The 26,247-nt window shown below is 39.4% G+C and carries 19 protein-coding genes; 6 read left to right on the top strand and 13 right to left on the bottom strand.

Annotated features, from left to right (window positions below; genetic code table 11):
• Positions 1 to 97: 97 nt before the first annotated feature.
• From RRG12_RS28490 to RRG12_RS28455, 8 genes are all read right to left on the bottom strand, one after another.
• Positions 98 to 1,132: an Npun_R2821/Npun_R2822 family protein gene (locus RRG12_RS28490; RefSeq protein WP_420761492.1), complete on the bottom strand. Its 1,035-nt coding sequence runs from the start codon at positions 1,130 to 1,132 to the stop codon at positions 98 to 100.
• Between the two features lie 16 nt (positions 1,133 to 1,148).
• Entirely contained in the window at positions 1,149 to 2,039 is an 891-nt protein-coding gene (locus tag RRG12_RS28485; protein WP_420761491.1) for an Npun_R2821/Npun_R2822 family protein, read from the bottom strand.
• A gap of 3 nt (positions 2,040 to 2,042) precedes the next feature.
• Positions 2,043 to 3,023 (bottom strand): Npun_R2821/Npun_R2822 family protein, encoded by a 981-nt coding sequence (locus tag RRG12_RS28480; protein ID WP_420761490.1) that lies wholly within the window; start codon positions 3,021 to 3,023, stop codon positions 2,043 to 2,045.
• Positions 3,024 to 3,026: 3 nt separating this feature from the next.
• The gene (locus RRG12_RS28475; RefSeq protein WP_420761489.1) at positions 3,027 to 3,986 is read right to left on the bottom strand and encodes a glycosyltransferase family 10 domain-containing protein; all 960 of its coding nucleotides are present in this window, start codon (positions 3,984 to 3,986) and stop codon (positions 3,027 to 3,029) included.
• Between the two features lie 21 nt (positions 3,987 to 4,007).
• A complete protein-coding gene (locus RRG12_RS28470) occupies positions 4,008 to 5,219 on the bottom strand; it encodes a glycosyltransferase family 4 protein (protein WP_420761488.1) in 1,212 nt (403 codons plus the stop codon).
• A gap of 5 nt (positions 5,220 to 5,224) precedes the next feature.
• A complete protein-coding gene (locus RRG12_RS28465) occupies positions 5,225 to 7,543 on the bottom strand; it encodes an ABC transporter ATP-binding protein (RefSeq protein ID WP_420761487.1) in 2,319 nt (772 codons plus the stop codon).
• A gap of 160 nt (positions 7,544 to 7,703) precedes the next feature.
• Positions 7,704 to 8,867 (bottom strand): glycosyltransferase family 4 protein, encoded by a 1,164-nt coding sequence (locus RRG12_RS28460; RefSeq protein WP_084227333.1) that lies wholly within the window; start codon positions 8,865 to 8,867, stop codon positions 7,704 to 7,706.
• A 17-nt stretch (positions 8,868 to 8,884) separates the two neighbouring features.
• Positions 8,885 to 9,727 (bottom strand): hypothetical protein, encoded by an 843-nt coding sequence (locus RRG12_RS28455; protein ID WP_069073605.1) that lies wholly within the window; start codon positions 9,725 to 9,727, stop codon positions 8,885 to 8,887.
• Positions 9,728 to 10,131: 404 nt separating this feature from the next.
• On the opposite strand from RRG12_RS28455, the gene gloB reads away from it, so the two are divergent.
• The 3 genes from gloB to dnaB all read left to right on the top strand — a co-directional run bounded on the left by gloB (position 10,132) and on the right by dnaB (position 14,562).
• Positions 10,132 to 10,905 (top strand): hydroxyacylglutathione hydrolase, encoded by a 774-nt coding sequence (gene gloB, locus RRG12_RS28450; protein WP_069073604.1) that lies wholly within the window; start codon positions 10,132 to 10,134, stop codon positions 10,903 to 10,905.
• A 203-nt stretch (positions 10,906 to 11,108) separates the two neighbouring features.
• Positions 11,109 to 11,567 carry a 50S ribosomal protein L9 gene (gene rplI, locus RRG12_RS28445; RefSeq protein WP_069073603.1) on the top strand — a complete coding sequence of 153 codons (459 nt, stop codon included), beginning with the start codon at positions 11,109 to 11,111 and terminating at the stop codon, positions 11,565 to 11,567.
• A gap of 145 nt (positions 11,568 to 11,712) precedes the next feature.
• Positions 11,713 to 14,562, top strand: coding sequence for a replicative DNA helicase (dnaB, locus tag RRG12_RS28440; protein WP_420761486.1), 2,850 nt, complete (start codon positions 11,713 to 11,715; stop codon positions 14,560 to 14,562).
• Between the two features lie 141 nt (positions 14,563 to 14,703).
• On the opposite strand, the gene RRG12_RS28435 is transcribed toward dnaB, so the two are convergent.
• Both RRG12_RS28435 and RRG12_RS28430 read right to left on the bottom strand, forming a co-directional pair.
• Positions 14,704 to 15,225, bottom strand: coding sequence for an FKBP-type peptidyl-prolyl cis-trans isomerase (locus tag RRG12_RS28435; protein ID WP_084227332.1), 522 nt, complete (start codon positions 15,223 to 15,225; stop codon positions 14,704 to 14,706).
• A 78-nt stretch (positions 15,226 to 15,303) separates the two neighbouring features.
• Entirely contained in the window at positions 15,304 to 15,627 is a 324-nt protein-coding gene (locus RRG12_RS28430) for a phasin family protein (RefSeq protein ID WP_069073600.1), read from the bottom strand.
• Between the two features lie 132 nt (positions 15,628 to 15,759).
• Here RRG12_RS28430 and RRG12_RS28425 point away from each other — a divergent pair, with 132 nt between their 5' ends.
• Entirely contained in the window at positions 15,760 to 16,068 is a 309-nt protein-coding gene (locus RRG12_RS28425; RefSeq protein WP_069073599.1) for a TIGR03792 family protein, read from the top strand.
• Positions 16,069 to 16,516: 448 nt separating this feature from the next.
• On the opposite strand, the gene RRG12_RS28420 is transcribed toward RRG12_RS28425, so the two are convergent.
• Positions 16,517 to 16,927: a 2TM domain-containing protein gene (locus RRG12_RS28420; protein WP_069073598.1), complete on the bottom strand. Its 411-nt coding sequence runs from the start codon at positions 16,925 to 16,927 to the stop codon at positions 16,517 to 16,519.
• A 502-nt stretch (positions 16,928 to 17,429) separates the two neighbouring features.
• Between RRG12_RS28420 and RRG12_RS28415 the strand changes: the two genes are divergently transcribed.
• A complete protein-coding gene (locus tag RRG12_RS28415; RefSeq protein WP_069073597.1) occupies positions 17,430 to 18,314 on the top strand; it encodes a ParA family protein in 885 nt (294 codons plus the stop codon).
• Positions 18,315 to 18,648: 334 nt separating this feature from the next.
• Positions 18,649 to 22,032 (top strand): EAL domain-containing protein, encoded by a 3,384-nt coding sequence (locus tag RRG12_RS28410; RefSeq protein ID WP_420761485.1) that lies wholly within the window; start codon positions 18,649 to 18,651, stop codon positions 22,030 to 22,032.
• A 73-nt stretch (positions 22,033 to 22,105) separates the two neighbouring features.
• Here the strand turns inward: RRG12_RS28410 and RRG12_RS28405 are convergent, their stop codons facing one another.
• On the bottom strand, positions 22,106 to 23,257 hold the full coding sequence (locus RRG12_RS28405) for a histidine decarboxylase (protein ID WP_420761484.1): 1,152 nt from the start codon (positions 23,255 to 23,257) through the stop codon (positions 22,106 to 22,108).
• Positions 23,258 to 24,065: 808 nt separating this feature from the next.
• Positions 24,066 to 25,850: a ShlB/FhaC/HecB family hemolysin secretion/activation protein gene (locus tag RRG12_RS28400; RefSeq protein WP_176727161.1), complete on the bottom strand. Its 1,785-nt coding sequence runs from the start codon at positions 25,848 to 25,850 to the stop codon at positions 24,066 to 24,068.
• Positions 25,851 to 26,247 lie beyond the last annotated feature (397 nt).

Raw genomic sequence — 26,247 nt, 5'->3', positions numbered from 1 at the left:
TTTCTTAGTGCCATTCCTTTCACAAACTGGATAGGATTGCTTCAACTGAATTATATTAGTTAATCAAGAATGAGAAAAACTCTATTTTGACTTATTTTTAACTAGTAATTCTATCCTTAAAATTGCGATAGTTTAACTTAAAATTGTTGATTCTTTGCTGAATAAAACTACTAGTAGACTTTTGCAGAAGCATTAGCTTGCTTGGACGCGTAAAGCTTTGAGGACGTTTTTCAGGTGATTTTAAATAGCGATAATATAAGAAAACATCGCGGTAAGGAATATCAACATCTTCACCCCCACAAAGCCTCACAAAATTTGAAGAAGATATACTCATATAATGTAAATATGTCAACCTCCGCCTTTGGTCGTAGAGGATATTATCTACCACATCAAATTGAGAACCCCAGTGATTACCAGTTGCCTGTTCGCAGTCATGAAAAGCAAAGTTATAATATGAAATTTTGCTTCTCAACACCATGTAGTTAAATAAAGATTGGTCAGGCGCTAAGAAAGCCATGACATCGGCTTCACCTGCTGCTAATTTTTCAAGTATATCGGCTCTCATCGCTGGAGAAAAAATATTTTTCTTAGTAGCAAACCAACCAGCACAAAATACTTTAGACTGCAAGTTCTCTAAGTTGAAAATTTGTTGTATCTGCTCTGGCGAACCATCAAAAATAAATTTTAAATCAGACTTATACTGAAAATCATTGACTACCCAATCGTAGTTATCTAATTTTTCATATACATAATCTATGGGCCCCATTAACAAGGTATCTGCATCAAAATAAATAAATCTATCAAATGGGCCATCGATAGCACAAAATTTGCGGTGCATTGGTAGCTCATAGAGTTCTGGAAAGCCCCACTCTCGCCAAGTTTTTTGTGCTCTGGGGTAATTTTTCCATATCTGAGTAGCAAAGTTATCCCAGTAAGCTATGGAATCAGAATCTTCAAATAAGGTGACATTATCTCTAGATGCAATCTCTGCTCTTACCTTGTCTAATCGCTCATTATATGGAAGTATACAAATAGGAATTTTCCTACCAGCATTAGCTTCTATACTGTTGAGCAACGCAACTAATTGGTCATAGACAACATCATTCGCTAGGATGTAAATGCCATCAATCATTGGGATACTCCTAATATTAAGTACGAGCAGCAACAAAGGGAAATAAACGGCGAGTTAGCTTGGGGATGAAAGCAAATTTACCCTCATGAAGATAGCGATAGTGTTCCCACAATTGCCAATAAGGACTACCAGTTTTCATCCGCGTACCAGCCCAGTGGAGATATTTGAGTCGTTGTCCTCGGTCATAAAGGGCGTAATCTTGCTGTTGAAAATTTTGTGAACCTGCCCAACTACCAGGCCCACCCCCAGGAATTTTGACAAGATTCCCACGTTTGGCAATCAGCTTAAGCACAAGATAATTTAAAACTGGTTGGTCTGTAACTCCTTCAGAAAAATCGAAATATTCGCGATGCGCTGCACACTCGCGCAAAGTTTCATCCATTTGTTGTTCGGTAATAATTCCTTTTCTCGAAGCCCAAAAACCACTGTTGAAAACGTCTTGAAGTTGGACATCGGAAAAAATTTGCTGCTCTTTTACCAATGGTGAAAAAATATTTCGCAGTTTGTCATTGGCATGATGGTAGTCACAACAGAAGAAATCAACTTCTGAAAGTTTGTCTAAATTGTCGGCGATTTTTTCAAAAACGACAATATCCGTATCAATATAAATAAACTCATCTAAAGGGCCAAACCACGCTACTAGCTTACGCATTTTGTTGGGTAAAGCGAGAAAATCTCTATCAAAAATTTCTCCGATGCGTTTGGTAAATTTATCAATAAGTTCTAAATCTGGGAAAATTTGGACATTGTGTAAGGTAGCAAGCTGCTCTGCTACTTTGTGATAATTGTCATTAAAAGGTATGAGATAAATGATTACTTCTGGGTCATAATAACGAATGCTATTGAGTAAAGCGATCGCATTATCGATAACCCGGTCATTGGCAACTATATAAATTCCCCTACTCATAAATTATCCTTGGTTAATTAACTTAAATTTTCGCAAAGCTCTTGTAAGTAAATTTGGTACTGGAGCGTCATTATAATTCTTAGGAGGATTTGTAAATACTGGACGCTTTTCTGGTTCGTGTAGGTAACGATAGTAAAGAAATAAATCTCGATAAGGAAACTCAATATTCTCTCCAGCACAAACTGCTTGATTGATATTAGGAGGAATACCAATGTAATGAAGATAAGTTAGTCGATTATCTTTGTCATAAAGAAGATGTTCCCGTTCCTCAAAGTGCTTAGATGTGGCAGAACATCCTGTTTTTTTATCATCTGGCAGTTGACGAGCAAAGTTATAAATAGAAAGATTAGACCTCATTACCATGTAGTTTATCAATGGTTGTTCGCCAGCACCTTCATACAAAATTTCTGCCTCACCATTTTGTAAATGGGATATCAGCAAATCTCTTTGTTCTGAGTTAAATATTCCCCGCTTTGCGCCATAGAAGCCTGAACAAAATATTTCGGAATCAATGCGTTTTTGCTCGAAAACTTCTAGTAATTTGGGAGAATTAACATTATATATTTTACTAACGTCTTTAAATTGAAAATCGTAGACAACAAAATCATAACTATCTAGCTTTTCAAACACTGTCGCTAGTGAGTTCATCACCAAAGTGTCTGCATCTAAATAGATAAACTTATCGAATGGCCCATCAAAAGCGCAAAAACGACGGTGAGCACCATAAAGACGGGATTTACTGCGATTTAATCGTTCTGGTGCTGCTGTCAGCATAAACTGATCCCAGCGGTTGATTGATTCTAGATCATCGTAAAGAAATACATTAGGGCGTTTAGCTATTTCGTCAGTAATTCGCTGTGTTTGATCATCGAAAGGATAGATACAAACAGGGATTTCTGAACCCAAAATTACATCAATACTGTTAAGCAAAGCCACCAATTGATCGAAAACATAATCATTGCCAAGGGTACAAATACCATTCATAATTTATGAGTGTTGATCAACAAAGTTTGACAACCAGTTAAGTAGGTTTAATTTGTGTAAGATAATTTGACGTGCTTCTGCGATCGCATCTTTGGCAGCATACCAAGCATCAGGTGTAGCTGTGACTTCTTTGATGTAGGCAATGCCTTTTTCATCTAAACTGGGCAACCGCAAAAAACTACCTGGCGGCAATAATTTATCAGCAGCCGGGCCACCATAGTAAATTGGCAAACACCAAGCAAGCAAACTATCCCAAAGTTTCTCACTCACATACCAATTATTATCAGCATAATTTTCAATTGCCAGATTGTAATAGTATGGTGCCATGCCATACCATTTGTTACCTAGTTCTCCCGACTTATTAGCCCATCCTGGTAAGTTACGCCCATACAAATCAAACTTAATGCCACTAGATTGTAGAGACTGCAAAAAGTCTAAACGCTGGCGATGATTAACTGTACGGCTAATTCCTGAAGTAATCCAACTACACGGTGCAACCTTTTGGGGCGGTGGCATTTCATTTAAATCTTGAAATGAATTTGAGTGATACCAAATAGCAGGCATATAGTCAGGGATGGGAGCAAAATCATCGGGCCCAGAAATGTAGCCAGAATATTTCTGGGCGTGTTGGTAATTATGATTAGTGATTTCGACAATTTCATCTAAAGGCGGTTCCCTTAGTAAATAAATAATCCGCTCTTTACTCACACCGCGCAGTAGAGAATCAACATTGACTACTGGTTTTTGCTGCTTTTTGCGAAAATTATCTAACCAAGATTTGTGTGGCGATGCTTGGGGAAAATCAAATTGATACATCAGCAGAAAATCTGGTTTTTCTGCTAGTGCCTGCATTTGCATATTGCCCCAAACTCCAAATTGATTCGGGGTTTGTTGCCATAGCCAATCGGCTCTAGTTTCTAAACCTCGATAGCTGCTAATCATACCTACAGTTTTCATAGTCATTTTAGTTATTAGTTATTTTTATTACACAATCATTTGAGGCAGTAGAGATTCATCAACATAACTAAGGATTTTTGCCGCTCGATTTTCCCAAGAAAACTGCTTGACAAACTCGATGCTATCTGGATAACCCTCTACTTTTCTGGGATGAGTTTCTAAAATCCGCTTTAGACTTTCGGCAAATTTGCTGGGGTTATCTGGTTCACACCAAGCTGCGATCGCTTGAGTATCTTGAAACTCAACTAATGATGGAATTTCCGTAGAGACAATGGGAGTTCCAGATGCGAAGTAGTCAAACAGCTTTAAGGGAGATGTGAAAGTTGCCGCTTTTCCCGAACAATGAGGATGAGCTAAAACATTGGCTGCTTGTAGCAAAGATGCTAACTCATTATGCAAGACATAGCCCAAAAATTTAATATTATGAATCTGTTTTTCTTTGACTAATTGTTGATAATATTCAACTTCTGTGGGCTTACCACCAGCACAGGCAAATTGCACATTAGGCATTTCTTTAGCTACATCAATTAGTACATCAATACCTTTAAATAGCTGTAGTGCCCCCGCATAAACTACCAATTGTTGGCTTTCATCTCGCAATAGTTTTTGACGCCATTCTGCTGCTTTTTCCGGTTGTCTCTCCATAAATAAGCGATTAAACCCATTATGTAACTTAATCACTTTTTCTGGTGGCATCCCATTTTTAATCATGCTTTCGCGGACAGTTTCTACAACGCTGACAGCAATTTGTAACAGAGGATTGTTGACAATTTCTGGTTCAAATGGCTTGTCTTCATGGTGGTGATGTTCGTAAATTGCAGGAACGCCATTTCTGATGGCAGCTTTTACAAAATTCCAGTTGCGACTGTGGACAAGTTTAATAGTTGGAAGTATATGAAATGGTAAATAATATTTGCTGGCAATGGTGTTAGAGTCAGTAAATTTGCTCCGAAAACGGTCAATCGGCCAAGGCATGGGTAAGGGAGCAACTTTTAACTTGTCATGGAGGTTGTAATATTTAACAAGTTCTGTTGGTGTTTGTCTCGGTTGAAAAGGACGAGCTAAATTAGCTAAATTAAAGGCTTTTGCTCCTTTGTCAGGATATACCAAAACTGTTGAGTATCCCAAATTGGCGGCGGCATTTGCTGCATTTGTAGACTGTACTAAGTGAGCCTCTGGCTGTGGCAACTCTTCACCAATAAAAAAAATGTAGTGTTTTTTTACAGCAGTATTTTTCATAAATTTTAGATATTAATACTATTTTCAAACTTTTCTAAATTATCTAGTAGGCTTATCGAATATTCATAACTTTCACTAATTAATTCATTTTGTTCTTCTGTGCTAGATATCAAATTATCAGTTAGAGAACGGAGAGAGCTAAGGATGAGGTTAAGAGAAGTTCGGAACTCAATAGAGATATGATTAAATGCTTCATAATAGGTACTTATAATATCTTGATTTTGCTCAGAGATTAAGATTAATTGTCCTTTTTTTTGCAAGTTAATAACATCGTCAAAAACATCAATGGTGTTGAGAATTCTCCAAGCTGATTTGTAAGAGTCTTCAATTAATTCTTGCCGTTCTTGAGAATTGTCTACCAAATCATCAAGTAATAAGCGCAGTAACCCAATCATCGAGTTCATCTGCGTCCGAATTTCATGAGAGATGCGAAGCCAGCTTTGATTGTGTTTAACAGCTTCCGGATATTCAGCAAATTTTTTGGAGTTTAGGCGCATTGCCTTGATAATTTTTGTCTGAATCAAGTTTTTACTAGGGCGATCGCTAAATTGCATTGAATAAAGGCGTGAATAGTAAGCACCCTTTTTTAAAAGTTCTTCATGGGTTCCTACCTCTACCACCTGTCCTTGATCTAAAACGGCAATTTGATCGGCTTTTTGGACTGTAGAAAGGCGGTGAGCAATTACAAGGGTGGTGCGATCGCGACTCAAATCATCAAGTGCAGCTTGTACTAAACGTTCGGAAACGGTATCTAAAGCGCTGGTGGCTTCATCTAAAATCAGAATTTCGGGATTTTGGACGAGGGCGCGGGCGATCGCTAATCTTTGCCTTTGTCCACCAGATAACATGACACCGCGATCGCCAATTAGGGTGTCAAATCCTTGAGGCAATTTACTAATAAACTCATAAGCATTTGCCCGCTTGGCTGCTGTAATAATTTCATCCTCAGTAGCCTCTGCTCGCCCGTATGCGATGTTATTCAGTACTGAGTCATTGAAAAGAAAGGTATCTTGACTAACGATTCCCATCCGCTTTCGCAGGGATACAAGATCAAACTCCCGCAAATCGGTGCCGTCAATGGTAATACTGCCAGCGATCGGGTCATAAAATCTGGGTAAAAGGTCTGCCAAAGTGGATTTACCAGCACCAGAACCACCTACTAATGCTAAGGTCGTGCCACGTGGTAAATATAAACTCACATCTTTGAGTACCAACTTTTCATGACCAGGGTAGGCAAAGCAAAGAGAATTAAAAGACACTCCCTCTTCTAATTTTGTATAGGGAAGCTTACCTTTGGCCATGAACGGCTTATCGTGCAGGCTTAAAAACTCATTGGTCACATCCACGCTGGCTGCGGTACTGGCAAAGTTGCTGCGAATAGTATTTAACTGAGAAATTAATGGCAGCACTCGCAGCAGCACTAATAAATATGTCAGGAGTACAGTGGAAAGAGAAGAAACCTGGTCAGCAAAAAAGGTTTTGCTCAAAATTACAATCAGCAGTAAAGCTGTAATACCCATCACCTCACTCAGAGGTGTAATCGCTTCCGAATTAACCTGAGATTGGAAATCTGCTAACTCGCGATCGCGAATTAATTTTTTAATCCGTCGATATTCTTTTTCTTCATTTCCCGTCGCCTTTACTAGCCGAATTCCGTTCAGAGTTTCCAGTACAGAAATGGAGTATGCTTTAGACATCTCACTAAGCTGCTTCCCAAAATTTCTAGACCGGGAAATAGCATACTGATTTACTAAAGTCACCAATGACAGCAAAAGCGTAGCAGCAATTGTCAACTGCCAAGAAATTGACAGCAATAAACCAACAAAAACTAGAATTGTGATTCCCAATATAACTATCCTGACTGTACTGCCGATAGCGCTTGCAGCCCGACCAATTTCTCCACCAAGACGGTTGATTAAATCACCAACTTTCGTTTTTGCGTAATAATCTATATCGATTTCTAATAATAGTCTTAACCCGGTTTCGCGCATATCTGATGTCAGCTTTCGGGTTAAAGAACTAGATGATAAAGCGCTGGCATAAGTCGCTAAATTCTTTAAAATAATGGTAAATATAATTGCCCCAGCCATTACTCCTATCCGGTAAGGTTCTGGAGTATTATCAAAGGGAGATATCATCGTTTTGAGAATGGGAGGGGCCGTGCTTAAATCTACTTCTTGCCCCACAATTTTTAAAACCACTGGCACAATTAAAGCTGTGCTAATCCCATTAAATAAAGCTCCAGAAAATCCTAACAATATTGTCAGCAGAATCAAACCTGGATAGGGTTTAGCGAATCTTAGTAGTAGTTTTCTGGTAGACATTGGATATTTTTATGCCACTTTCACTTATTAATATTATTCACAAAATAATTGCCAACTAAAGCTAATCATTAAATAAATATGGGACAGGGTACTGGGTACTGGGAAAGAAAATATGATTAAGATTTGGTTGGGTTCCCAATCCCCAATCCCAAATCAAGATTCACAGCCTAGCAATTACTGACTTGAGTGTAGAAGCCATAGCCTCTATGCTATAGTGTTCCACACATCTTTTTCTAGCCTTGATACCTTGCTGATTTGCCGACTCTAAATTCTGAAAAATCAATTGAATTTGTTCAGCAATCTGTTCAGGACAAGCAGGCTCTACTAAATAACCAGTATCACCTAAAATTTTAGGAATATCTCCAACTCGCGTTGATAATACAGGTTTAGCCATTGCCATTCCATCTGTCAACTTCAGGGGAAATTGAGCACGAGTTTCTGGGGTGTCTCGCTGGGGAACGACTACAATATGAGCCGCTGCTACTAAATCAGGCATAACATCAGCTGGATACTTTGGTAATTTGATAATCCAGCGTCCCCACTTTTGTTGGAGTTGCTGATCATAATCATCATAAGGACTACCACCTACAATCACTAGTCTTAAGTCTGGCTGATTAATTTTATCGAGTGCTATAAGCACATCTTCTAGACCTTTATAAGGTCTTGGCGCACCAGGAAACATTAAAATACGATATTCAGATAAACCATAACGATTTCTGCTGGACTCAGCATCATATCGAGCGGGATCAAATAAAGAAGTATCCTTACCATTAGGAACAAATGTACCGCCAAAGCGCTGCTGCAAAAATTTAGTATGCACCGTCACAGCATCAGCGCTACTTACTAAACCTTCCATCCATTTGACGTACAAAGGATGATAAGGATTCCTGAGTGCGCCGTCTGGTTTCAACAATTCCCTAGCTAATTGTTTAGGTGTGGGACGATAATGCCAGTCATCGCCACCATACCAACTGAGTTCCCAATCATCTATGTCTAAAATTAATGGTTTTCGGCTAAATATTTTATTTAGTAGGGCAACTCCAAAACTCGCTATCTGTGGTTTTATAGCATAAATTATATCTCCATCAATTTTTGAGATAAATTTGCTGACTTCTCCAAAAAAATCTGGGAAATTTTTGCCCGGTAAACTATAAACTTTTAATTCTGATGGTAAATTTCGATATAAGTTATTTCCAAACAAAAACCCCATAATTTCAACTTCATATTCTAAATTTCTTAGGGCTGTTGCTATCAAGTATGCACGCAAAATAGCTGCACTTGATAAATCTGAAACCAATAGCGATATCTTGGAAAACTTTTTCACTATTTTTATACTTATTTTTATTTAGTGCGCCAAGGATTTGTAACTTGATTCGGTAAAAATACTTTAGCGAATCTGTCAAAAATCCGTGTATATAAGGAACGACTAATATTTTTAGCATATTGAGGTCGATAAGGATAGGTGCAGTGTAGAACTTTAATTTGATCCTGAATATTATAAGCATCCTGCCACTTACTGAGATAATTATAGGTGGGTGGTAGAATTTTCATGTGAGGTTGTACAGATGCGATCGCAGATGCAAAAGCCCCTTGATCTTTTAAAAGTAATTTATCTTGGTTGTTTTTGACAATCTCAAAATAACGTTGAAATTCGTCAAAAAATACCTTAATTACTTCTGTTTTTCTAAAAGCTATCAAACCGCTATTATATTGCACACTATCCGCTTCCAAAGGAAACCCGACAGATTGCAGAATTGGCAAAACATTTGGCAAAATATCTTCTTGCTTTCCGCGCAACAAATTTGTAGCTTTAAGAATAGAAGGTTGCACATCTTCAGTTAATAGCAAATCATATTCATCTAAATAGCTAAATACGTCGTTGATATCGGAAAGTAAACAAATATCTGAATCTAGATAAATCGTTTTGTCAAACTCAGAGGCCGCATATAGAGCCAGTTTTGCTTGCCTTGATGCTAAAACAGTATTTTCATTTGCCGGAGCCGGCTTTAAAATTACATTTTTAAAGGCCTTCAAAAAAGGATAGAGTCCTGTGGGAACTTGATCAATTAGAATAATGATTGGCTCTTGATGGAACTTTCTAATTGCTGCCAAAAAATGAATACAATCTTGAAAAGGGTAAAGTCCAGTTAAAATTGTAATAAATCCTCTAGTTTCTGTTGGCATAAATCAAATTAACAATTGTTGTTTAGTTTGGAAATTAGATATGTATTTATTCTTAGAAAATCTTACTCTAGTTTTAGTTATAGCCAAATCTCATAGAGTAGAGATAAGCAAAATATAAACCTGGAAATTTATTATTTTTAAGCAAAAAACAATAAAATAAATCTAACTTTATATTTGTAGCTATTCCAGAGAAATTTTACTGATAATTTCATCTGAAGTTGACTTTATTTAAGTAAAATTACCGTCTAAGCACGGTTGTATAATATCATAGTGAATATTGCATATAGCTATAATAAACAAAGTATAAATACTTGATATAGTTTGTAGAAGTAGCACTATTATTCGCTGGAATGTTGTATTGCTACTCAAGACCAAATATTTATGTTGTAAGGGAGGCAGAGATAATGCAGGTAATCCGTCTGGAAGCACTCTCAGACAACTACATATTCTTGTTACACGACTACAAACAAAATATTGCCGCTGTTGTCGATCCAGCGGAGGCTCAACCAGTTTTAAAGAAACTGGCAGAATTAAAAGCTGAGTTAGTAGCAATTTTCAACACGCACCACCATAACGATCATGTGGGTGGTAATAAGCAATTAATGGAACAATTCCCCCAACTGATAGTTTATGGAGGAGCCGAGGATCGTGGTAGGATTCCGGGGCAGCAGGTGTTTTTGCAACAAGGCGATCGCGTCCAGTTTGCAGACCGGATAGCTGAAGTTATCTTCGTCCCTGGACATACCCGCGCTCACATTGCTTACTACTTTTCCCCAGAAAAAGCTGGTGAAACAGGGGAATTATTTTGCGGCGATACCTTATTTTCTGGCGGTTGCGGTCGCTTGTTTGAAGGAACACCGACCCAAATGGTAGACTCCTTGAGCAAACTACGCTCTCTGCCAGATGATACACGCGTCTGGTGTGCCCACGAATACACCTTAAAAAATCTGCAATTTGCCCTAACTGTGGATGGTGACAACGCCGACTTACAAAGGCGCTTTGATGAAGTAAAAGCTTACCGTAGTCGAGGAGAAGCTACTATTCCCTCTTTGCTGGGAGTAGAGAAGCGAAGCAATCCTTTTTTACGTTGGGATCAGCCATCATTACAATCAACCGTTAAGAGTAGCGATGGGGTGCAAACCTTTGCGCGGATACGGGAAATGAAAAATAACTTTTAGGCATTTGGCATTGGGGATTGGGCGTTGAGGATTGGGCATTTCCCAATCTCCATCAATTTTCTTGGGCTAATAGTTGCGATCGCACCCTTCATTTCGCTACGATCTGTAAGCTTTAGGGTGTAGGCAAAGAAGCTTGGAATACAGCAGTGACATTGTGAGCTATCAAGCCTTACCCAAATTAATCAGATTTTACAGGAAAAACGATGGCGAAACGCGTACAGTTAGTTTTAAATCAGGATATCAGCAAGCTGGGGAAATCTGGCGACTTAGTGGAAGTAGCTCCTGGCTACGCTCGTAATTATCTGATTCCCCAAAAATTGGCAACCAATGCCACTCCTGGTATTCTCAAGCAAGTAGAACGCCGTCGTGAGCAAGAGCGTCAACGGCAATTAGAACTCAGACAACAAGCTCTTGAGCAAAAAGAATCTTTAGAAAAAGTTGGCAGCTTGACAATTGCCAAGCCAGTTGGTGAAAACGAAGCAATTTTCGGTACTATCACCACCCAAGATGTTGTAGATGCAATTAAGGCAGCTACCGGTCAAGAAGTCGATCGGCGTGGCATTACCATTCCCGATATTAACCACCTTGGTACTTATCAAGCCGAAATCAAACTGCATTCTGAAGTAGCGGCACAAGTCGATATTCAAGTCGTCGCTAGTTAACTCAAGAGGGGAACGCAGGGATGAGGAAGCAAGGGAAGTAAAAGTAAATAACCTTTAACTCTTGTACAGACGCGATTAATCGCGTCTCTAGCAAACAGACGCGATTAGTCGCGTCTCTAGCAAAATCTCAAAACTAAAATCGTTTATGGCTGAAGAACTGAGTTTTAAAGGCGATGGTAGCGATGCCTACGGCGGTAAACTACGCCTCCCCCCCCAAAATATTGAGGCGGAAGAAGCGATTTTGGGGGGGATTTTGCTAGATCCAGAAGCGATTAGTCGAGTTAGCGATCGCCTCCTTCCCGAAGCTTTTTACATTAGCGCCCACAAAGACATTTATCAAGCAGCTGTGAGGCTGCACGCTCAAGGTAAACCCACAGATTTACTCTCAGTCACAAGTTGGCTGACTGACCATGAAATTCTTGCCCGCATTGGTGGCAGAAATAAATTAGCAACTCTGGTAGACCGCACAGTGTCAGCCGTTAACATCGACGCCTTAGCAGGGTTGGTGATGGAAAAATACCTGCGGCGACAGTTAATTAAAGCTGGCAATGAAATTGTACATTTGGGTTACGAGACAGAAACCGAGTTACCAACTGTTTTAGATCAGGCAGAACAGAAAGTATTCGGCGTTACTCAAGAACGTCCCCAATCGGGTTTAGTTCATATTTCTGATACTCTAATTAATAATTTCCAGGATATTGAAGATAGAAATCAAGGTATTGCCTTACCTGGGATTCCCTGCGGATTTTACGATTTAGATGCCATGACCAGCGGCTTTCAACGTTCTGATTTGATTATTGTCGCTGGCAGGCCATCAATGGGTAAATGCCTTAGCTATGATTCAGAAATAGTTTTGGCAGATGGAACAATTACCACAATTGAAGAATTATATAAACAACGTCATGGCTCATTATTAACGCTAAACAACGACTGGAAATTTACCTTTACTCAACCCTGTGCATTTGTAGATGATGGCATCAAACCAGTTTTTCGCGTAACAACTCGCTTAGGTAGGTCTATTGAAACTACAATCACTCACCCATATTTGACTATTAAAGGCTGGCAAAAATTAGAAAAGCTGACAGTTGGTGATAAGATTGCTGTTCCGCGAAAAATAAATGTATTTGGTACAGAAACCATCCGTGAGTGCGAAGTAAAGTTATTAGCATACTTAATTGGCGATGGTGGCTTAACTAACTGCACTCCACGATTTACAAATAGTAATCCGTTATTGCAAGCAGAGTTTTCTCAAGCAGTTGCGGATTTTGTTGGTTTAAAAATTCGGTGGGAAAATTCTCAAGGTACACGCACACCAACACTTTGTGTACGTGGGGATTTGGAATTTATTGCTATTCAAAGACAGATTTTTGCCGAAAGTTTTAAACTAGCGATGCAATCACAGTCATTGACAGGAAAAGAAATAAGTCAGTTAGTTGGAGTCAGTCCCACTTTACTTTGCGCTTGGAAGCAAGGAGAGTGTGTACCAAATTTAGAAACTTTTGAGCTATTGTCTGAAGTTTTACAATTAGAGTCAGAAGAGTTTGTATCTCATGGATTTGCCTGCATGAGCAAATCTCGGAAGAATTCGCTAACACTTTGGTTAGAAAAATTAGGTTTGTGGGGCAAAGATGCTCATTCTAAAACTATCCCAAATATCATTTTTAAATTAGAGCGATCGCAAATAGCCTTATTTCTTAATCGTCTCTTTGCTACTGATGGATGGGCTGCACTACTTACTAGCGGTCAATCACAGTTAGGCTATGCAACAGTCAGCGAAAAACTAGCAAGACAAATTCAACATCTTTTATTAAGATTTGGCATTATTGCATCTCTCAAAAAACGGTCTGTTAAGTATAAAAACACCCGCAGACCAGCATGGCAATTAGATATTACCGATGCCTTATCTATCAAAACCTTTATCGCAGAAATAGGTATCTTCAGTAAAGAAGAAGCAATAGAAAAAGTTGCAGTAGCAATATCTCAAAAAAGATATCAAACTAATCGTGACTTGATACCTGTAGAGATTTGGGAACAAATAGCAGCAGCAAAAGGTAATGAAACTTGGAGTAGTTTAGCCAGACGGTCTGGTATTCAAGGCTATACAAATATGCATGTTGGTAAACGTGCTTTAAGGCGGGAAAGACTTTGGATACTAGCCACAGCTTTAGATAATTTACCACTTCAACAGTTAGCAACTAGTGATATTTATTGGGATGAAATAGTTGCAATTGAGCCGATGGGGAACAAGCAAGTTTATGACTTAACAATTCCAGAAACACACAATTTTGTTGCCAATGATATTTGTGTTCACAATACAGCATTTTGCTTAAACCTTGCTCACAATATCGCTGCTTCTTATAAATTACCAGTTGCCGTTTTCAGCTTGGAAATGTCAAAAGAGCAATTGACGCAACGGCTATTAGCTAGCGAAGCACAAATTGAAAGTAGTTATCTGCGAACTGGCCGCCTCAGTCAAACACAATGGGAACCTTTAAGCCGTGCTATTGGTATCCTTTCAGAGATGCCAATTTATATTGATGATACGCCGAATATTACAGTTACACAAATGCGTAGTCAGGCAAGAAGATTACAAGCAGAAGTTGGAACTGAATTAGGATTAATTGTAATAGATTATCTGCAATTGATGGAAGGAGCAGGCGATAATCGAGTTCAAGAATTATCAAAAATTACTCGTCAACTCAAAGGTTTAGCGCGGGAATTATCTGTACCAGTTATTGCTTTGTCTCAGTTGAGTCGAGGGGTTGAAGCACGCACAAACAAGCGCCCAATGTTGTCAGATTTGAGAGAATCAGGTTCGATCGAACAGGACGCGGATTTAGTAATAATGTTATACCGTGATGAATATTACTCTCCCGATACTCCCGATCGCGGCATTGCAGAAGTAATTATAGCTAAACACCGCAACGGGCCTACGGGTACTGCAAAACTTTTGTTCAATCCACAGTTTACAAAGTTTCAAAATTTAAAAATTTGAATTGGGCATTGGGCATTGGGAATGGGAGAGATGAGGGAGATAGTAGAGACAAGGTGAGGAAGAGACGCAGCGAGGCAAATAAACGATCAAATACTATCTCTGTGTCCCCGTGTCCTCTTCCTCATTCCCCATACCCAATTTTTACTTAACTCCTAGCAATTCCACGTCAAACAGCAGAGTTGCGTTGGGAGGAATCACGCCACCAGCACCACGAGCGCCATAACCTAACTCAGAGGGGATGATTAAATTGCGACGACCGCCTACTTTCATAGTGCTAAGTCCTTCATCCCAACCTTTGATTACCTGTCCAATGCCGATTTTAAAGCTGAAGGGTTGGCCGCGATCGCGTGAACTATCAAACTGAGTACCATCTTCTAAAGTGCCAACATAGTGAACTTCAACCGTTTGTCCAGGTTGAGGAGTCGCTCCAGTCCCCTCTTTTAACTCAACATACTTCAATCCAGAAGGAGTGGTTACGGCATTCGCATCAGACATAGTGTTACTCGCAATTAAGATATTGTTTTCAGTTACAGTTGTGGGCGCTGACGGTGTTTGAGTTAATTCGGCAGCAATGGCAGTATTCTGTTTACTGCCTACTTGCCCCACAATCAACAGCACAACACACACCAGCATGAACGCCACGCTGAGGAAAATTGGTTTCAAAATCAGTTCTCCTTACTTAAGTATCCTGGCAAAAAGATTACCAACAGGACACATTTAGTTTAAATCAGAAAGGGCATTTTAACGCCAAAGCTTATTTTCTAAATCGCGCACTTGCCGCTCTAAACGGTCAATTCTACCCCTTAATTCGTCCACCTCTGACTGGCGAGCCACCCCCAAATCCTGCATCATATTTCGCATTTGCCGCTGCATTTGGACATCCCAGTTTCCCTGTTCAGACTTTAACTGCTGGGCAATATCATCCATTACCGCCTTGGCTTGCTCAGGATTGAGTTTACCGTCTTTAACTAAATCATCGCTGACTTGCCGCAGTTTTTCTGCTACTAAAGACGTTGTGCCAAGACCCACCATCATTAGCTGTTGCAACCAATTGTTGTTGTCCATATTCCCTTCCTCTTACTTATTAACCAGCCAACCCTTGCTCCTGAGTTTAGGCAATCAAGCTATGCTTAAAGCGTAGTTACTCTAGCCTACATCTCTATTTTGGCAAATTAAGAAACACAGGGTTCAAAGGACGTGTTTATAGAACTTCTCAAGTTTAAGGTTGCCTCGGATTTACGGGAATATTTTATCCAGAAGGACGCACAAATTTGGACAACAGCGCTGGCTGAGTATCCAGGATTTCTCGGTAAAGAGGTTTGGATCAGCCCCAATGACTACACAGAAGTTATCCTGATCATTCGTTGGGCAACGCTGGAACAGTGGAAAGCTGTACCCCAAGCACATTTGCAGACCATTGAAGACAACTTCATTCAAGCGCTCAGAGAATCATATTCAATTGTGGACTCAGGAGAATATCAAGTACGGAAATTTCCCCATTCATAGGTGAAAGATCACTTCCAACTCGTCGAAGTGCAAAGCTGTATTGTCAAGCCGACACCTATCAAAAGGCAAAAGGCAGGAGGTAGGAGAGAAAAAGTATTAATTAAAACTGAGAACTAAATACTAATACAGTTAAGTTAAACTTTTTCTCTCTTCCCTCTCCTCTACTTACCCTGATCCTCTTTCCCCCTGCCTGCTTCACCAAAAACTTGGGTCTGTTCGCGAAGCGTCTCGTAGAGAAGCCCCGTCCTTTGAGGACGGCTTTTTATCATCGGTGAGAGGACTTTAAATGAGTAATGAGTAATGAGTAATGAGTAACGAGTAATGAGTGGATGAAAAATGGGTATTTACTCATTACTTATTACTTATTACTTACTCCAGAATCACCGACCCTTCTTTCTCGGTGAGTATGTCAACTCTTAGTGTCTTTATTTTTCAAAGTAGGGAGAAGTTAAATCTGTGCCCGCCATTTCTGAAAGGCGATCTCGTAATCCTCTGATTTACTCTGAAAAACACTCCACCAATGAAAAAATAGTCCTAAACCCCATCCTAATGCTGGGAAAATAGCCCAAAAATAACCAGGACTAGTAATTAAATTCAAGAGAATGAGGAATAAATTTACTGCTAGGAAGGAAACCAAGTGTGTCCAAAAGGCTCTGCGTCGGAAAGTATTAAATGTATGTCGCAAACGTTTCTCTTCTTGTTGAGCCAACCACTTTTGTTCAGTTGTTTCCAAAATATCAGAAGAAATACCTAACTCAGATGCCATTTCTAAAAGCTGTTCTCGTGAAAATTCACCTTCCTGTTTACGAGTGAGTGCTTTTTGAAGGATTTGTTCTACATCTTCTGAATCGTAAGTCATTTTAATTACCTTATAAGTTTGTGTGTAAATGCGCCTTTGATTTCACGAATTTATTGATCGGCTTCGTTCAATTCAGTTAGCAAATGCATCCACATTTTGCACCCAATACTTAGTGATATTCACAACCTGATTATTTTCTCACAATTGATTTAGGGCTACTGTATTTGTCAATACCTCTATAATTGCTTTGATGAGAGCGATCGCTATTACACCATTAAGCCAAACATCTGCATTATGGGGTAAAGTAGCCTGGTAGAACGATTTCAGCTAAAGATCCAACTACATATTTCTGCCTCAATCGAGTAAATATCCCTGAAATCACTCTTTTGAATTTCCGAAAATATTAAATTTAATGGAAGATTTAAGATATCAAGAGGGGTGTACGCTACCTAGTAGTCTGTCAAGTTTTATTTGATAGGTTCATAGTTTGCGATTTAGCGCAAACTACGGACAATCCGCGACAGACCAGTAGATGGGAATGCGTCAATAGAGGACTCAATCAATGGGATATGTAATTGCTACTGCAAATATGAAAGGTGGCGTTGGTAAAACCACTCTCACCGTCAATTTAGCTACTTGTTTAGCTAAAAATCATGGCAAACGGGTGCTTGTCCTTGATTTAGACAGCCAAATTAGCGCCACACTCAGCTTGATGTCGCCTTTAGATTTTGCCAAGCGTCGTAAACAAAGCAAGACATTTAGGTATCTGATAGACCAAGTTATCAATCCAGATCCACAAGCAAAACTCACAATTCAAGATATCGTCCAATCCCAAGTTTGTAATCTTCCAGGACTAGATTTATTACCGGGAGATATCGATTTATATGATGAATTCGTTGTTTCAGAAATGCTTCATAAACAAGCAACTGCTTTGGGTGAGCAGGACTTTGAAACGATTTGGAATCGCTTTGAAAGGGTCTTGATTAACAACATCTTAAAACCAGTCCGTCAAGAATATGATTTTATTCTTCTCGATTGTGCGCCGGGCTATAATCTATTGACTCGTAGCGCTTTAGCTGCTAGCGATTTCTACATACTTCCTGCTAAACCAGAACCATTATCTGTAGTAGGTATTCAACTGCTAGAAAGACGGATTGCCCAATTAAAAGACAGTCACGGACATGAAACCAAGATAGATATAAAAATGTTGGGAATTGTATTTAGTATGTCCAGCGCTAATCTTCTCACTGGCAGATACTATAAACAAGTTATGCACCGCGTTGTTGAAGATTTTGGTGTAGAAAAAATTTGTAAAGTACAAATCCCAGTTGATGTCAATGTTGCTAAGGCTGTTGATAGTTTTATGCCTGCCGTTTTAAATGCTCCCCAATCAGCAGGTTCCAAAGCTTTCTTTCAGTTAACTCAGGAGTTGTTGCAAAAACTATAGCCTATAGCCCTACGTAATCATTCATGAACAACACGATTTCCGACCTATTTAATAAGTCGGAAATCTGAACCTTTCGATTTTAATCAAGGTCTGAATAAAGATAATTTATACTGGTTTTGTGAGAAGCAAGCTACATAGGAAAAATCTCAAATCTAAAATTCTTTATTCAAGAAAAAAACTTCAGGCATAGGGTCAATCTCAAATCTCCAATTTAAAATCCCAAATTCAGTAACAACTAAGTTATTTTTTTCTAAAGTTCAGCAGTTATACGGAAGCTATAAGCAGTGAGATTCAGTTATTGAGTGAAAAGGTCAGTAAATCTCACTAAGAAAAAATGGTTAGTAACGATTCTGCACGGGCAGAGAAAAATCAGCACTTGCTAATGCGCCTACCACGGACTCTGAGTTATCTCGAAACCTGGGGCTTTGGGTTAACGGGTCATGTTGGATGGATTGGTACTGCGCCCATTATTCATGCAGCGTTAGGGCCCAAAGCTATCTTAGTTTGGTTTTTTGGCACGATCGTTTCCTTTTTGCTTAACTTGCAGGTACAAAGTCTAGGTAGACATTGGTCAGATGTCTCCGGAGGAACACCAAACTATACCACAAGGCTATTAGAGAACTTTCCTGCTTTAGGCCGTTACGTAGCATTAGGATATTTTTTTAGCTGGGCAGCAGCACCAGCACTATACGCAATTATTCTCACCAACCTAATTAAAGTCAATTTTGAACCATTAGATATTTCTTTCCCAGAAAATTTATTAAAAGTTTTATTTACAGCTATTCCTTTTATTTTGGCATTCAGTGGCACGCGTGCTTTAGCACTCCTGCATTTATTTTTTGTATTCCCAGCAATTTTATTACTGTTATTATTTTGTATTCAAGGTGTACTATGGTTAGCCTTCTCAACTTCTAGTTTTAAATTTCTCCCAATTAGCACACATAGCCTGAGCTTTGAAGAATGGGCAAAGTGGTTTTTTCTAGGTAGCTATTCAATTTTTGCTTGTGAAACCACTTCTTCTTTTGTTGCTGATAGCCGCCACCCATATAAAACTTTAAATTTCTTAACCGTAGCGGCTTGGTTAATTCCTCCAGTCTTTTTAGGTGGTTCTTGGGTATTAATGTGTTCGGCTCCAAATCCAACAATAGGTGATGATGCGTTCTTAAATCTCGTAGAGGCTTCTAAACCTTTTTGGGGTGAATCTGCCTCCTTTCTAGTAACACTTCTAATTACTATATCTTGCCTTCTAAGTTCTGCTACAGCGGTTTCCAATTCTCCTCGGATGTTATACCAGCTTGCCTTAGACAGACAGATTTCTCCCATATTTGCATTAGTTTCGCGTCAAGGTGTCCTTGGCCCTGCTATTTTAGTTACCTTTATACTCAGTTTGCTTTGTCTCAATTTGGGAAATATATCTCAACTTGTCACAGTAGCAGGTACTTGTTATCTCATGTCTATTATGGGACTACATCTGGGATTATGGCTGTGTCGGGGACAACCACACGTGTTATGGCCTTGGTGGTCACTTGCTTTTTTCTTAGTAGAAGCAGTAGTTCTCATAGTGGGAGGTTTAGCTTGGAATTGGAGAGATTTTTTAGTAGGATTATTATTACCCATTATTCTGATAATAGGAGATGTAGCCCTACGTCGCTTAAGATTTGCACCATTACACCCCAAATGGTGGACACAGCGTTACGACACTAGAGCTATTAAAAACAACTCAGACTTTGTGGTACTACAAGTAATTGTTTTAGTATCATTAATTTGTATTACTGCTACAATCAGTTGGGTTATCCGCGATTTATTAGATAGACTTTCTACTAATCCTCAAAACTCTTTACTAGCTATTCTGTTAGTGACACTATCTTTTACAGGGGTAGCGATCGCTTGCTGGACAACTTTACCACAAATTATTGCTATTGATGAGGCACGCAAACAAGCAAGAAACTTATTTATCACTACTCTCGATACTGTTCCAGATACGGTTTTAGTATTAGATGAAAAAGGTATAATTTGTCAAACCAATGCTGCTGCTGAAGAATTATTTGAAACAAGCATTCAACAGTTGCTTGGGAAAAACTTGAATCAACTCCTAATGTGCTATCGCGGTACACCGGAACAATGGTCTATTAGAAGTGAGCAAAGTTTAAGAATAAACCAAGGTTTACGAATTGTTGAATCGACTATTTCACAGCCATTTAATTCCCAGCTACGGGAATATATTGTAATTGTCCGTGATATCACTAAGCGGAAGCTAGCAGAGGAAGAATTAGTTCAGTACCGTTATCAGCTTGAGCAGTTGGTGCTAGAGCGCACCATTGAACTTATTAGAGTTAATCAACAACTTCAACAAGACATTATCAAGCGTCAAGAAGCACAAGAGCAATTACTACACAATAGTCTTCATGATGGACTAACTGGATTGCCTAACCAAAGATTATTTATGGAGCGGGTGCAGCAGGCAATAGAACATAGTAAACAGCAAAATAATTATTTATTTGCTGTCCTCTTCTTAGACCTAGACCGCTTTAAAGTTGTTAATGACAGCCTTGGACATCTACAAGGAAATCAACTTTTGATTGCAATTTCTCACCGACTAAAGTCAGTTCTACGAGTTGGAGATATAGTTGCCCGTTTTGGTGGAGACGAGTTCACAATATTACTTGAGGAAATTGAAGATATCAGCACCGCTATACATGTAGCCGAGCGAATTAAAAAGGTGCTAGCTTCGCCATTTCAATTAAACGAGCATCGGGTGTTTACTAATGTTAGTATTGGCATCGCTTTAAGTAAAAGAGATTATGAGCAAGCAGCACAGATTTTACGCGATGCCGATGTAGCAATGTATTGTGCCAAAGCACTTGGTAAAGCGCGTTATGAGGTTTTTGACCCAAAGATGCACGAGGGTGCAGCTTTGCTCTTGGAGTTAGAAACTGCTTTACGTCATGCGCTGCTCAAGCAAGAAGATTTTCGTCTTGACTACCAGCCAATTGTTTCACTGACAACTGGCAAAGTTATTGGATTTGAAGCACTGATACGTTGGTATCATCCAGAGCGAGGACTTATTTCCCCGCAAGATTTTATTCCCCTGGCTGAGGAAACGGGAATGATTGTTAGTATCGGGGAATGGGTGCTTTATGAAGCCTGTCACCAAATGCACAGATGGCATCAACAATTTCCTACGTCACTACCTTTGACAATTAGCGTCAATTTTTCTGGTAAACAAATCACGCAACCCGATGTATTTAAACAGGTTAAACATATTTTGCAGCAAACTGGACTGGAGCCATGCTGTTTGAAATTGGAGATTACTGAAACTTTGTTGATGGATAATTTTGAATTAGCTACCACTGTGCTTTCCCAGCTAACAGCGCTGAATGTCGAGACGCACATGGATGACTTTGGTACTGGCTATTCATCCTTGAGTTATCTGCACCGCCTACCAATCAAAACCATTAAGATTGACCGCTCTTTTGTCACGAGTATAGGTAGTCGAGGAGAAAATTTAGAAATTATTCGAGCGATTGTGACATTAGCCCATAATTTAAATATGTCTGTAACAGCAGAAGGAATAGAAACTGTAGAGCAATTAGCACAATTGAAGGCTTTACAATGTGATTATGGACAAGGGTATTTTTTCTTACCACCGATGGAACGTGCAGAAGTAGAAAGACTACTTGCAGCTAACTTATGCTCCAAAAACTTTTTAAAGAGATAAAATCTTGGGATTAAAATCTGTTTAGAGAAACATCTTGTAAAGTTGGGTGAGCAATCTCACTTGATAATTTATATTAGTGTAGTACTGACTGTAGCTGAAAATCTTCTGCATTATTAACTAACCCTTCTTCTAATAAGAGTTCGTTCACAAAAGTATCAATTTTCTTTCTATCGATATTCTGCATGACTACAATGTGTACCCAATCTTCAAAAATTGCTAACTGCCACTTTTTAATTAACCTTTGGGAAGGTTTTTGAAAGACTACGGTATTGGAAAAATTATTGAGCATACATGGATATTCTCTGATTTGGAGTTGTTGGAAAAGATATTGAGCATTATCAATACAGGTCTTTGCTTCTCTGGCTAATCCATCATAACCCCTTGTTTGCGTTGCATACCAGAGAATCAGAGGGGTATGACCGTTTCTAGAACCCAGAATTGTTGTATCTGTTGAACCAATATATTCAATTGCGGTTTCAACTTTTTCTACCCATTTCTTTTTAGTTAAAACTACACCGCAAGGTAAGGGAGAACCAATGAATTTAGCAGAAATAGCTACACTATCTATGGGTTTTTGAAAGTTAATTTGCGGAGCGCCATCTAGAAAGGGTAATATTAATCCTGAAAGTGCGGCATCACAATGAATGTAGTAATCTTTAATCTGATTACGCTCTAAAATTTCTAGAACTTTGTCTAAGTTATCAATCGCACCTTTGACAGTAGTGCCAATATTTAAATTGATGATCGCTGGATAACTACGATTGTCACTAATTGATTTTTCAAAATGTTCATAATTCATCTCTCCATTAATTTGTGAATTAACAACATTATGTTGAATGCGGAATAATTTGGCTGCTTTGGGTATGGAGTAATGAGAGTCTTCTGAAGAGTAAAGAATTCCATTAGGGTAGATTTCTCTTGCTAAAAACATTCCATATAAATTACCTTCAGTCCCGCCAGCAGTAATATAACCCCAAAATTGATTTTCTGGAATCTTATAGAGGTGAGCAAAAAAAGATAATACTTCTTGCTCAAATTTACGAGAATGAAGACCAAAATCTGGCTCAATATATGGATCTCCAGCATTATTTAACAGAAAATTAAAAAATTTTGCGATCGCACTGTAGTCACAAGTTAAATTATATGGATAACCTGCATGAAACTGCGATCGCTGTTCTATTTGCAGCAGAAAATCTGCCAACTCTTTAGCAACTTTATCTGACATATCTTTGAATCTCTTGAATTTTAAGTTAAGGGATGTTTTGGTCTAAATTACACGTATCACTCAGTACCTTGAGATTTTCTTAAGAGTACAGACATTTCGTTTTTTCTTTGATAAGAATACTGCGAGAATACATGGCTATCTTCAGTAAAAATACCCAATTTTTTTGTTGACTAGTCTATTGCCCTTAAAAATATAGCACTAGTATTTGATTAAGTAGTCATTGGTCATTGGTGCATACCCCGTCCCTTGTGGGCGGAAAATCGAACTAATTTAAACCGCGTTCAAAAGTAGGCGTCGTATATCAAGGACTAATAGCTAAGTAGTAAGACAAAATTAATTACACAATTTTTGACCTGAAACCCTTATCCAGCCTAAAATCTAATGTATAAATATTTCTGTCTAATTACTTAATGACTAATGACTCTTGCGTTGCGGTTTGATGAACCTAGTTGTTTGAGGACTCACGCAATAACTATATGCACTCTGAGGCAATACCCCGTAGGTTCGCTGAAAGCGTTCTTGTAAGAGTAGCGGCTACTCTTACGAGACACTCCGCGAATGTATCTACATAAAAAACTCCATCCCACTCTTTGCGATGGAGTTTCCCGCCGCTTTCAATGAATTTCCCCTACCTGAAAATCATTCTTTTTGGCTATTGTTTGCGTAGATAATGTGTTTGTGGAATTTACCTATCAATACATGCAGCCCACCAAGCATCCTCTGAATCCCACGCCAGTTGCTTCAATAACGGGAATCTCCGTTGGTACAGACTTTTGTAGAGCAAGGAAGGAGAATAAACCTCTAAATTTTAAAAAGGATTATAGAGTAAACTAAAGTACAGACCGTTTTCTTGTAATGTTCTCTCGTTTGAGTTGACAGATACTAAAGGAATTCCCCAGTCAAGACGAAGGGTAAAGCGATCGCCTTGTGACCAACGCAACCCCAAACCAACAGCAGCTAAAGTATTAGTATCGGGATTCTCTCTACCAGAACTATTCCAGCCAACACCAAAATCCACAAAGGGGACAACCTGTAAGGTGCTATCTATCTGGGGTAAGCGCAGAATCGGTACTTGAACTTCAGCAGAAAGAAAAGTACCATTATCCGTCAGTAAGTAATCTTGACGGTAGCCGCGAATGCTATCCTGCCCACCTAAGCCAAATTGCTCTAAAGGCAAAAGTGTTCTGGATGCGAGTTGCGTATTTAAACGAAGTAAAAATAAGGTTTCAGGAGCTAAAAGGCGGGCCCACTGCGCTTGTCCTTGCCAAGCAAAAAAACGGCTATCGGGAGGATTTTGATTAATTGTGGGGTTCAATACATCTATGCCCAAACTGAATTGAGAACGCAGGGCGATGACTTCACGACTGTTACGACTCGTCCATTCTTGAAAAAATCGCAACGCAGATACCCTGGTACGTCCTTGTTCATCAGCACCTAAACCGGGGAAAGGTAGTCGCTCTCCTTCAATATAAGAAGCTTCACTTTCCCGTCGCGAGGCTGTCAACCCAAGGGCGAATTCTTGTGTAGGAGTTTGAACTATGGGCTGGCGGAATGTTAATTCGTAATAGCGAGAATCTGATTGAATATCTAAAACGTTGAAAGGAGGTTCAATGACATTGCTGGATGTGATGCCATAGTTTAAGGTGAGGGTTCCATTGCGGGGATTGAGTGGTAATGTATAGCTGGCATCAAAGGAGTTGCTACCATCGGTATTAGTGTAAGCTACACCCAGAGAATCTCCCAGTCCCAATAAGTTGGCTTCATTTAATTGTAATCGGCGGCGAAAACTGCCAACACTTGGCGATCGCCCATTATCAAGAACTATTTGGCTACTAAAGGTTTTTGCCTCGGTTACTTTAACTTCTAAGAGACTTGCACCAGTCCGTGATCCTGCGGAGAGTTCCGCAGTCACATTTTGAATCAAAGGATTAAGTTGCAAAAGTTGCAGTGCCTCTAGTAAACGCTGGCGATTGAGAGGCGGTGATGTCGCTATTGCTAGTCGGCTGCGGACATAATTCTGATTCAAGCGTCGAGTTCCAGTTATCTGGATGTCTTCTAATTTACCTTCGACCACCTGAATTTTGACAACACCGGATTGGATTGTTTGGGGTGGGATATATGCACCAGAGGTAATGTAACCATTGTTGAGGTATAACTCAGTAATTTTAGAACGTGCTTGATAAACTTCAGTCAGCGATATCGGTCGTTTGGTAAATTCAGCAGTGGCTTTAGCTAACTCTTCGGGACTGAAGACTGTACTACCAACAACTTCAAACCGTTCCACAACAATAGTTTGAGGAAAGTTGCCGGGGATTGGTTCTTCAGGTGTGGGAGTTGGGACAGAGGGCGGAAATAATTCTGCTGGTGGGGGAAGTGGCTGTGGCAGTTCAGGTGAGGGAGTTGGCAAAGGTGCGGGTGGTTGGACATCCTGCGGTGGTGGGAATTGTTGTGACAGGATGAAATTACTAGTTGGTAATTGTGTAGTATCAACAGCCTGAGCTTGCAGTGGACTAGAAGATATGTTGCTGAGAAATACCAGCATACTCAGCGGTAAGCAGGACACTATAAGATTCTGAGGATATTTATCAATCATCGCACTGGACTATTTTTTGTCAGAAACTATGGGATTATACGGGGACTGCCTCAGATGTGAATCTTACTTCATCTTCTGTCGCTAAAGTTGATATCTTGGGTAAATCTCAATTTAAAAGCGAAATTATCTGGTTATTGCAGACTTAAAAGTATTGACAATGTTCAATCTGCATCAGCAAGCAGATATAGCAGGAGGCAGGAGGCAGGAGGCAGGAGGTAAAAGTATTACTATTCCTAGCCTTGGGGTTTTCAAAATGTCCTAACCTATGTGGCTACGGCTATATGTTGAAATTATCGAGGATGTTGGAGGCAGATAGCGCAGCGTTAGCGAGTCCACGACCCAATGGAGCAAGGGTTTAAGACAAGAACTCCAAAAATTCTAGTTTTGTGGCTCTTTT

Source organism: Nostoc sp. CALU 546, assembly GCF_048836525.1.
This window is presented reverse-complemented; position numbering and strand designations above follow the sequence as displayed.

Excerpts from the sequence above, each read along its gene's own strand:
- gloB (WP_069073604.1), top strand. The coding sequence starts at position 10,132 with ATGCAGGTAATCCGTCTGGAAGCACTCTCAGACAACTACATATTCTTG.
- RRG12_RS28405 (WP_420761484.1), bottom strand. The coding sequence starts at position 23,257 with ATGTCAGATAAAGTTGCTAAAGAGTTGGCAGATTTTCTGCTGCAAATA.
- RRG12_RS28410 (WP_420761485.1), top strand. The coding sequence starts at position 18,649 with ATGGTTAGTAACGATTCTGCACGGGCAGAGAAAAATCAGCACTTGCTA.
- RRG12_RS28470 (WP_420761488.1), bottom strand. The coding sequence starts at position 5,219 with ATGAAAAATACTGCTGTAAAAAAACACTACATTTTTTTTATTGGTGAA.
- RRG12_RS28475 (WP_420761489.1), bottom strand. The coding sequence starts at position 3,986 with ATGACTATGAAAACTGTAGGTATGATTAGCAGCTATCGAGGTTTAGAA.
- RRG12_RS28400 (WP_176727161.1), bottom strand. The coding sequence starts at position 25,850 with ATGATTGATAAATATCCTCAGAATCTTATAGTGTCCTGCTTACCGCTG.
- RRG12_RS28465 (WP_420761487.1), bottom strand. The coding sequence starts at position 7,543 with ATGTCTACCAGAAAACTACTACTAAGATTCGCTAAACCCTATCCAGGT.
- RRG12_RS28430 (WP_069073600.1), bottom strand. The coding sequence starts at position 15,627 with ATGGACAACAACAATTGGTTGCAACAGCTAATGATGGTGGGTCTTGGC.
- RRG12_RS28485 (WP_420761491.1), bottom strand. The coding sequence starts at position 2,039 with ATGAGTAGGGGAATTTATATAGTTGCCAATGACCGGGTTATCGATAAT.
- rplI (WP_069073603.1), top strand. The coding sequence starts at position 11,109 with ATGGCGAAACGCGTACAGTTAGTTTTAAATCAGGATATCAGCAAGCTG.
- RRG12_RS28490 (WP_420761492.1), bottom strand. The coding sequence starts at position 1,132 with ATGATTGATGGCATTTACATCCTAGCGAATGATGTTGTCTATGACCAA.
- RRG12_RS28480 (WP_420761490.1), bottom strand. The coding sequence starts at position 3,023 with ATGAATGGTATTTGTACCCTTGGCAATGATTATGTTTTCGATCAATTG.
- RRG12_RS28415 (WP_069073597.1), top strand. The coding sequence starts at position 17,430 with ATGGGATATGTAATTGCTACTGCAAATATGAAAGGTGGCGTTGGTAAA.
- RRG12_RS28455 (WP_069073605.1), bottom strand. The coding sequence starts at position 9,727 with ATGCCAACAGAAACTAGAGGATTTATTACAATTTTAACTGGACTTTAC.
- RRG12_RS28420 (WP_069073598.1), bottom strand. The coding sequence starts at position 16,927 with ATGACTTACGATTCAGAAGATGTAGAACAAATCCTTCAAAAAGCACTC.
- dnaB (WP_420761486.1), top strand. The coding sequence starts at position 11,713 with ATGGCTGAAGAACTGAGTTTTAAAGGCGATGGTAGCGATGCCTACGGC.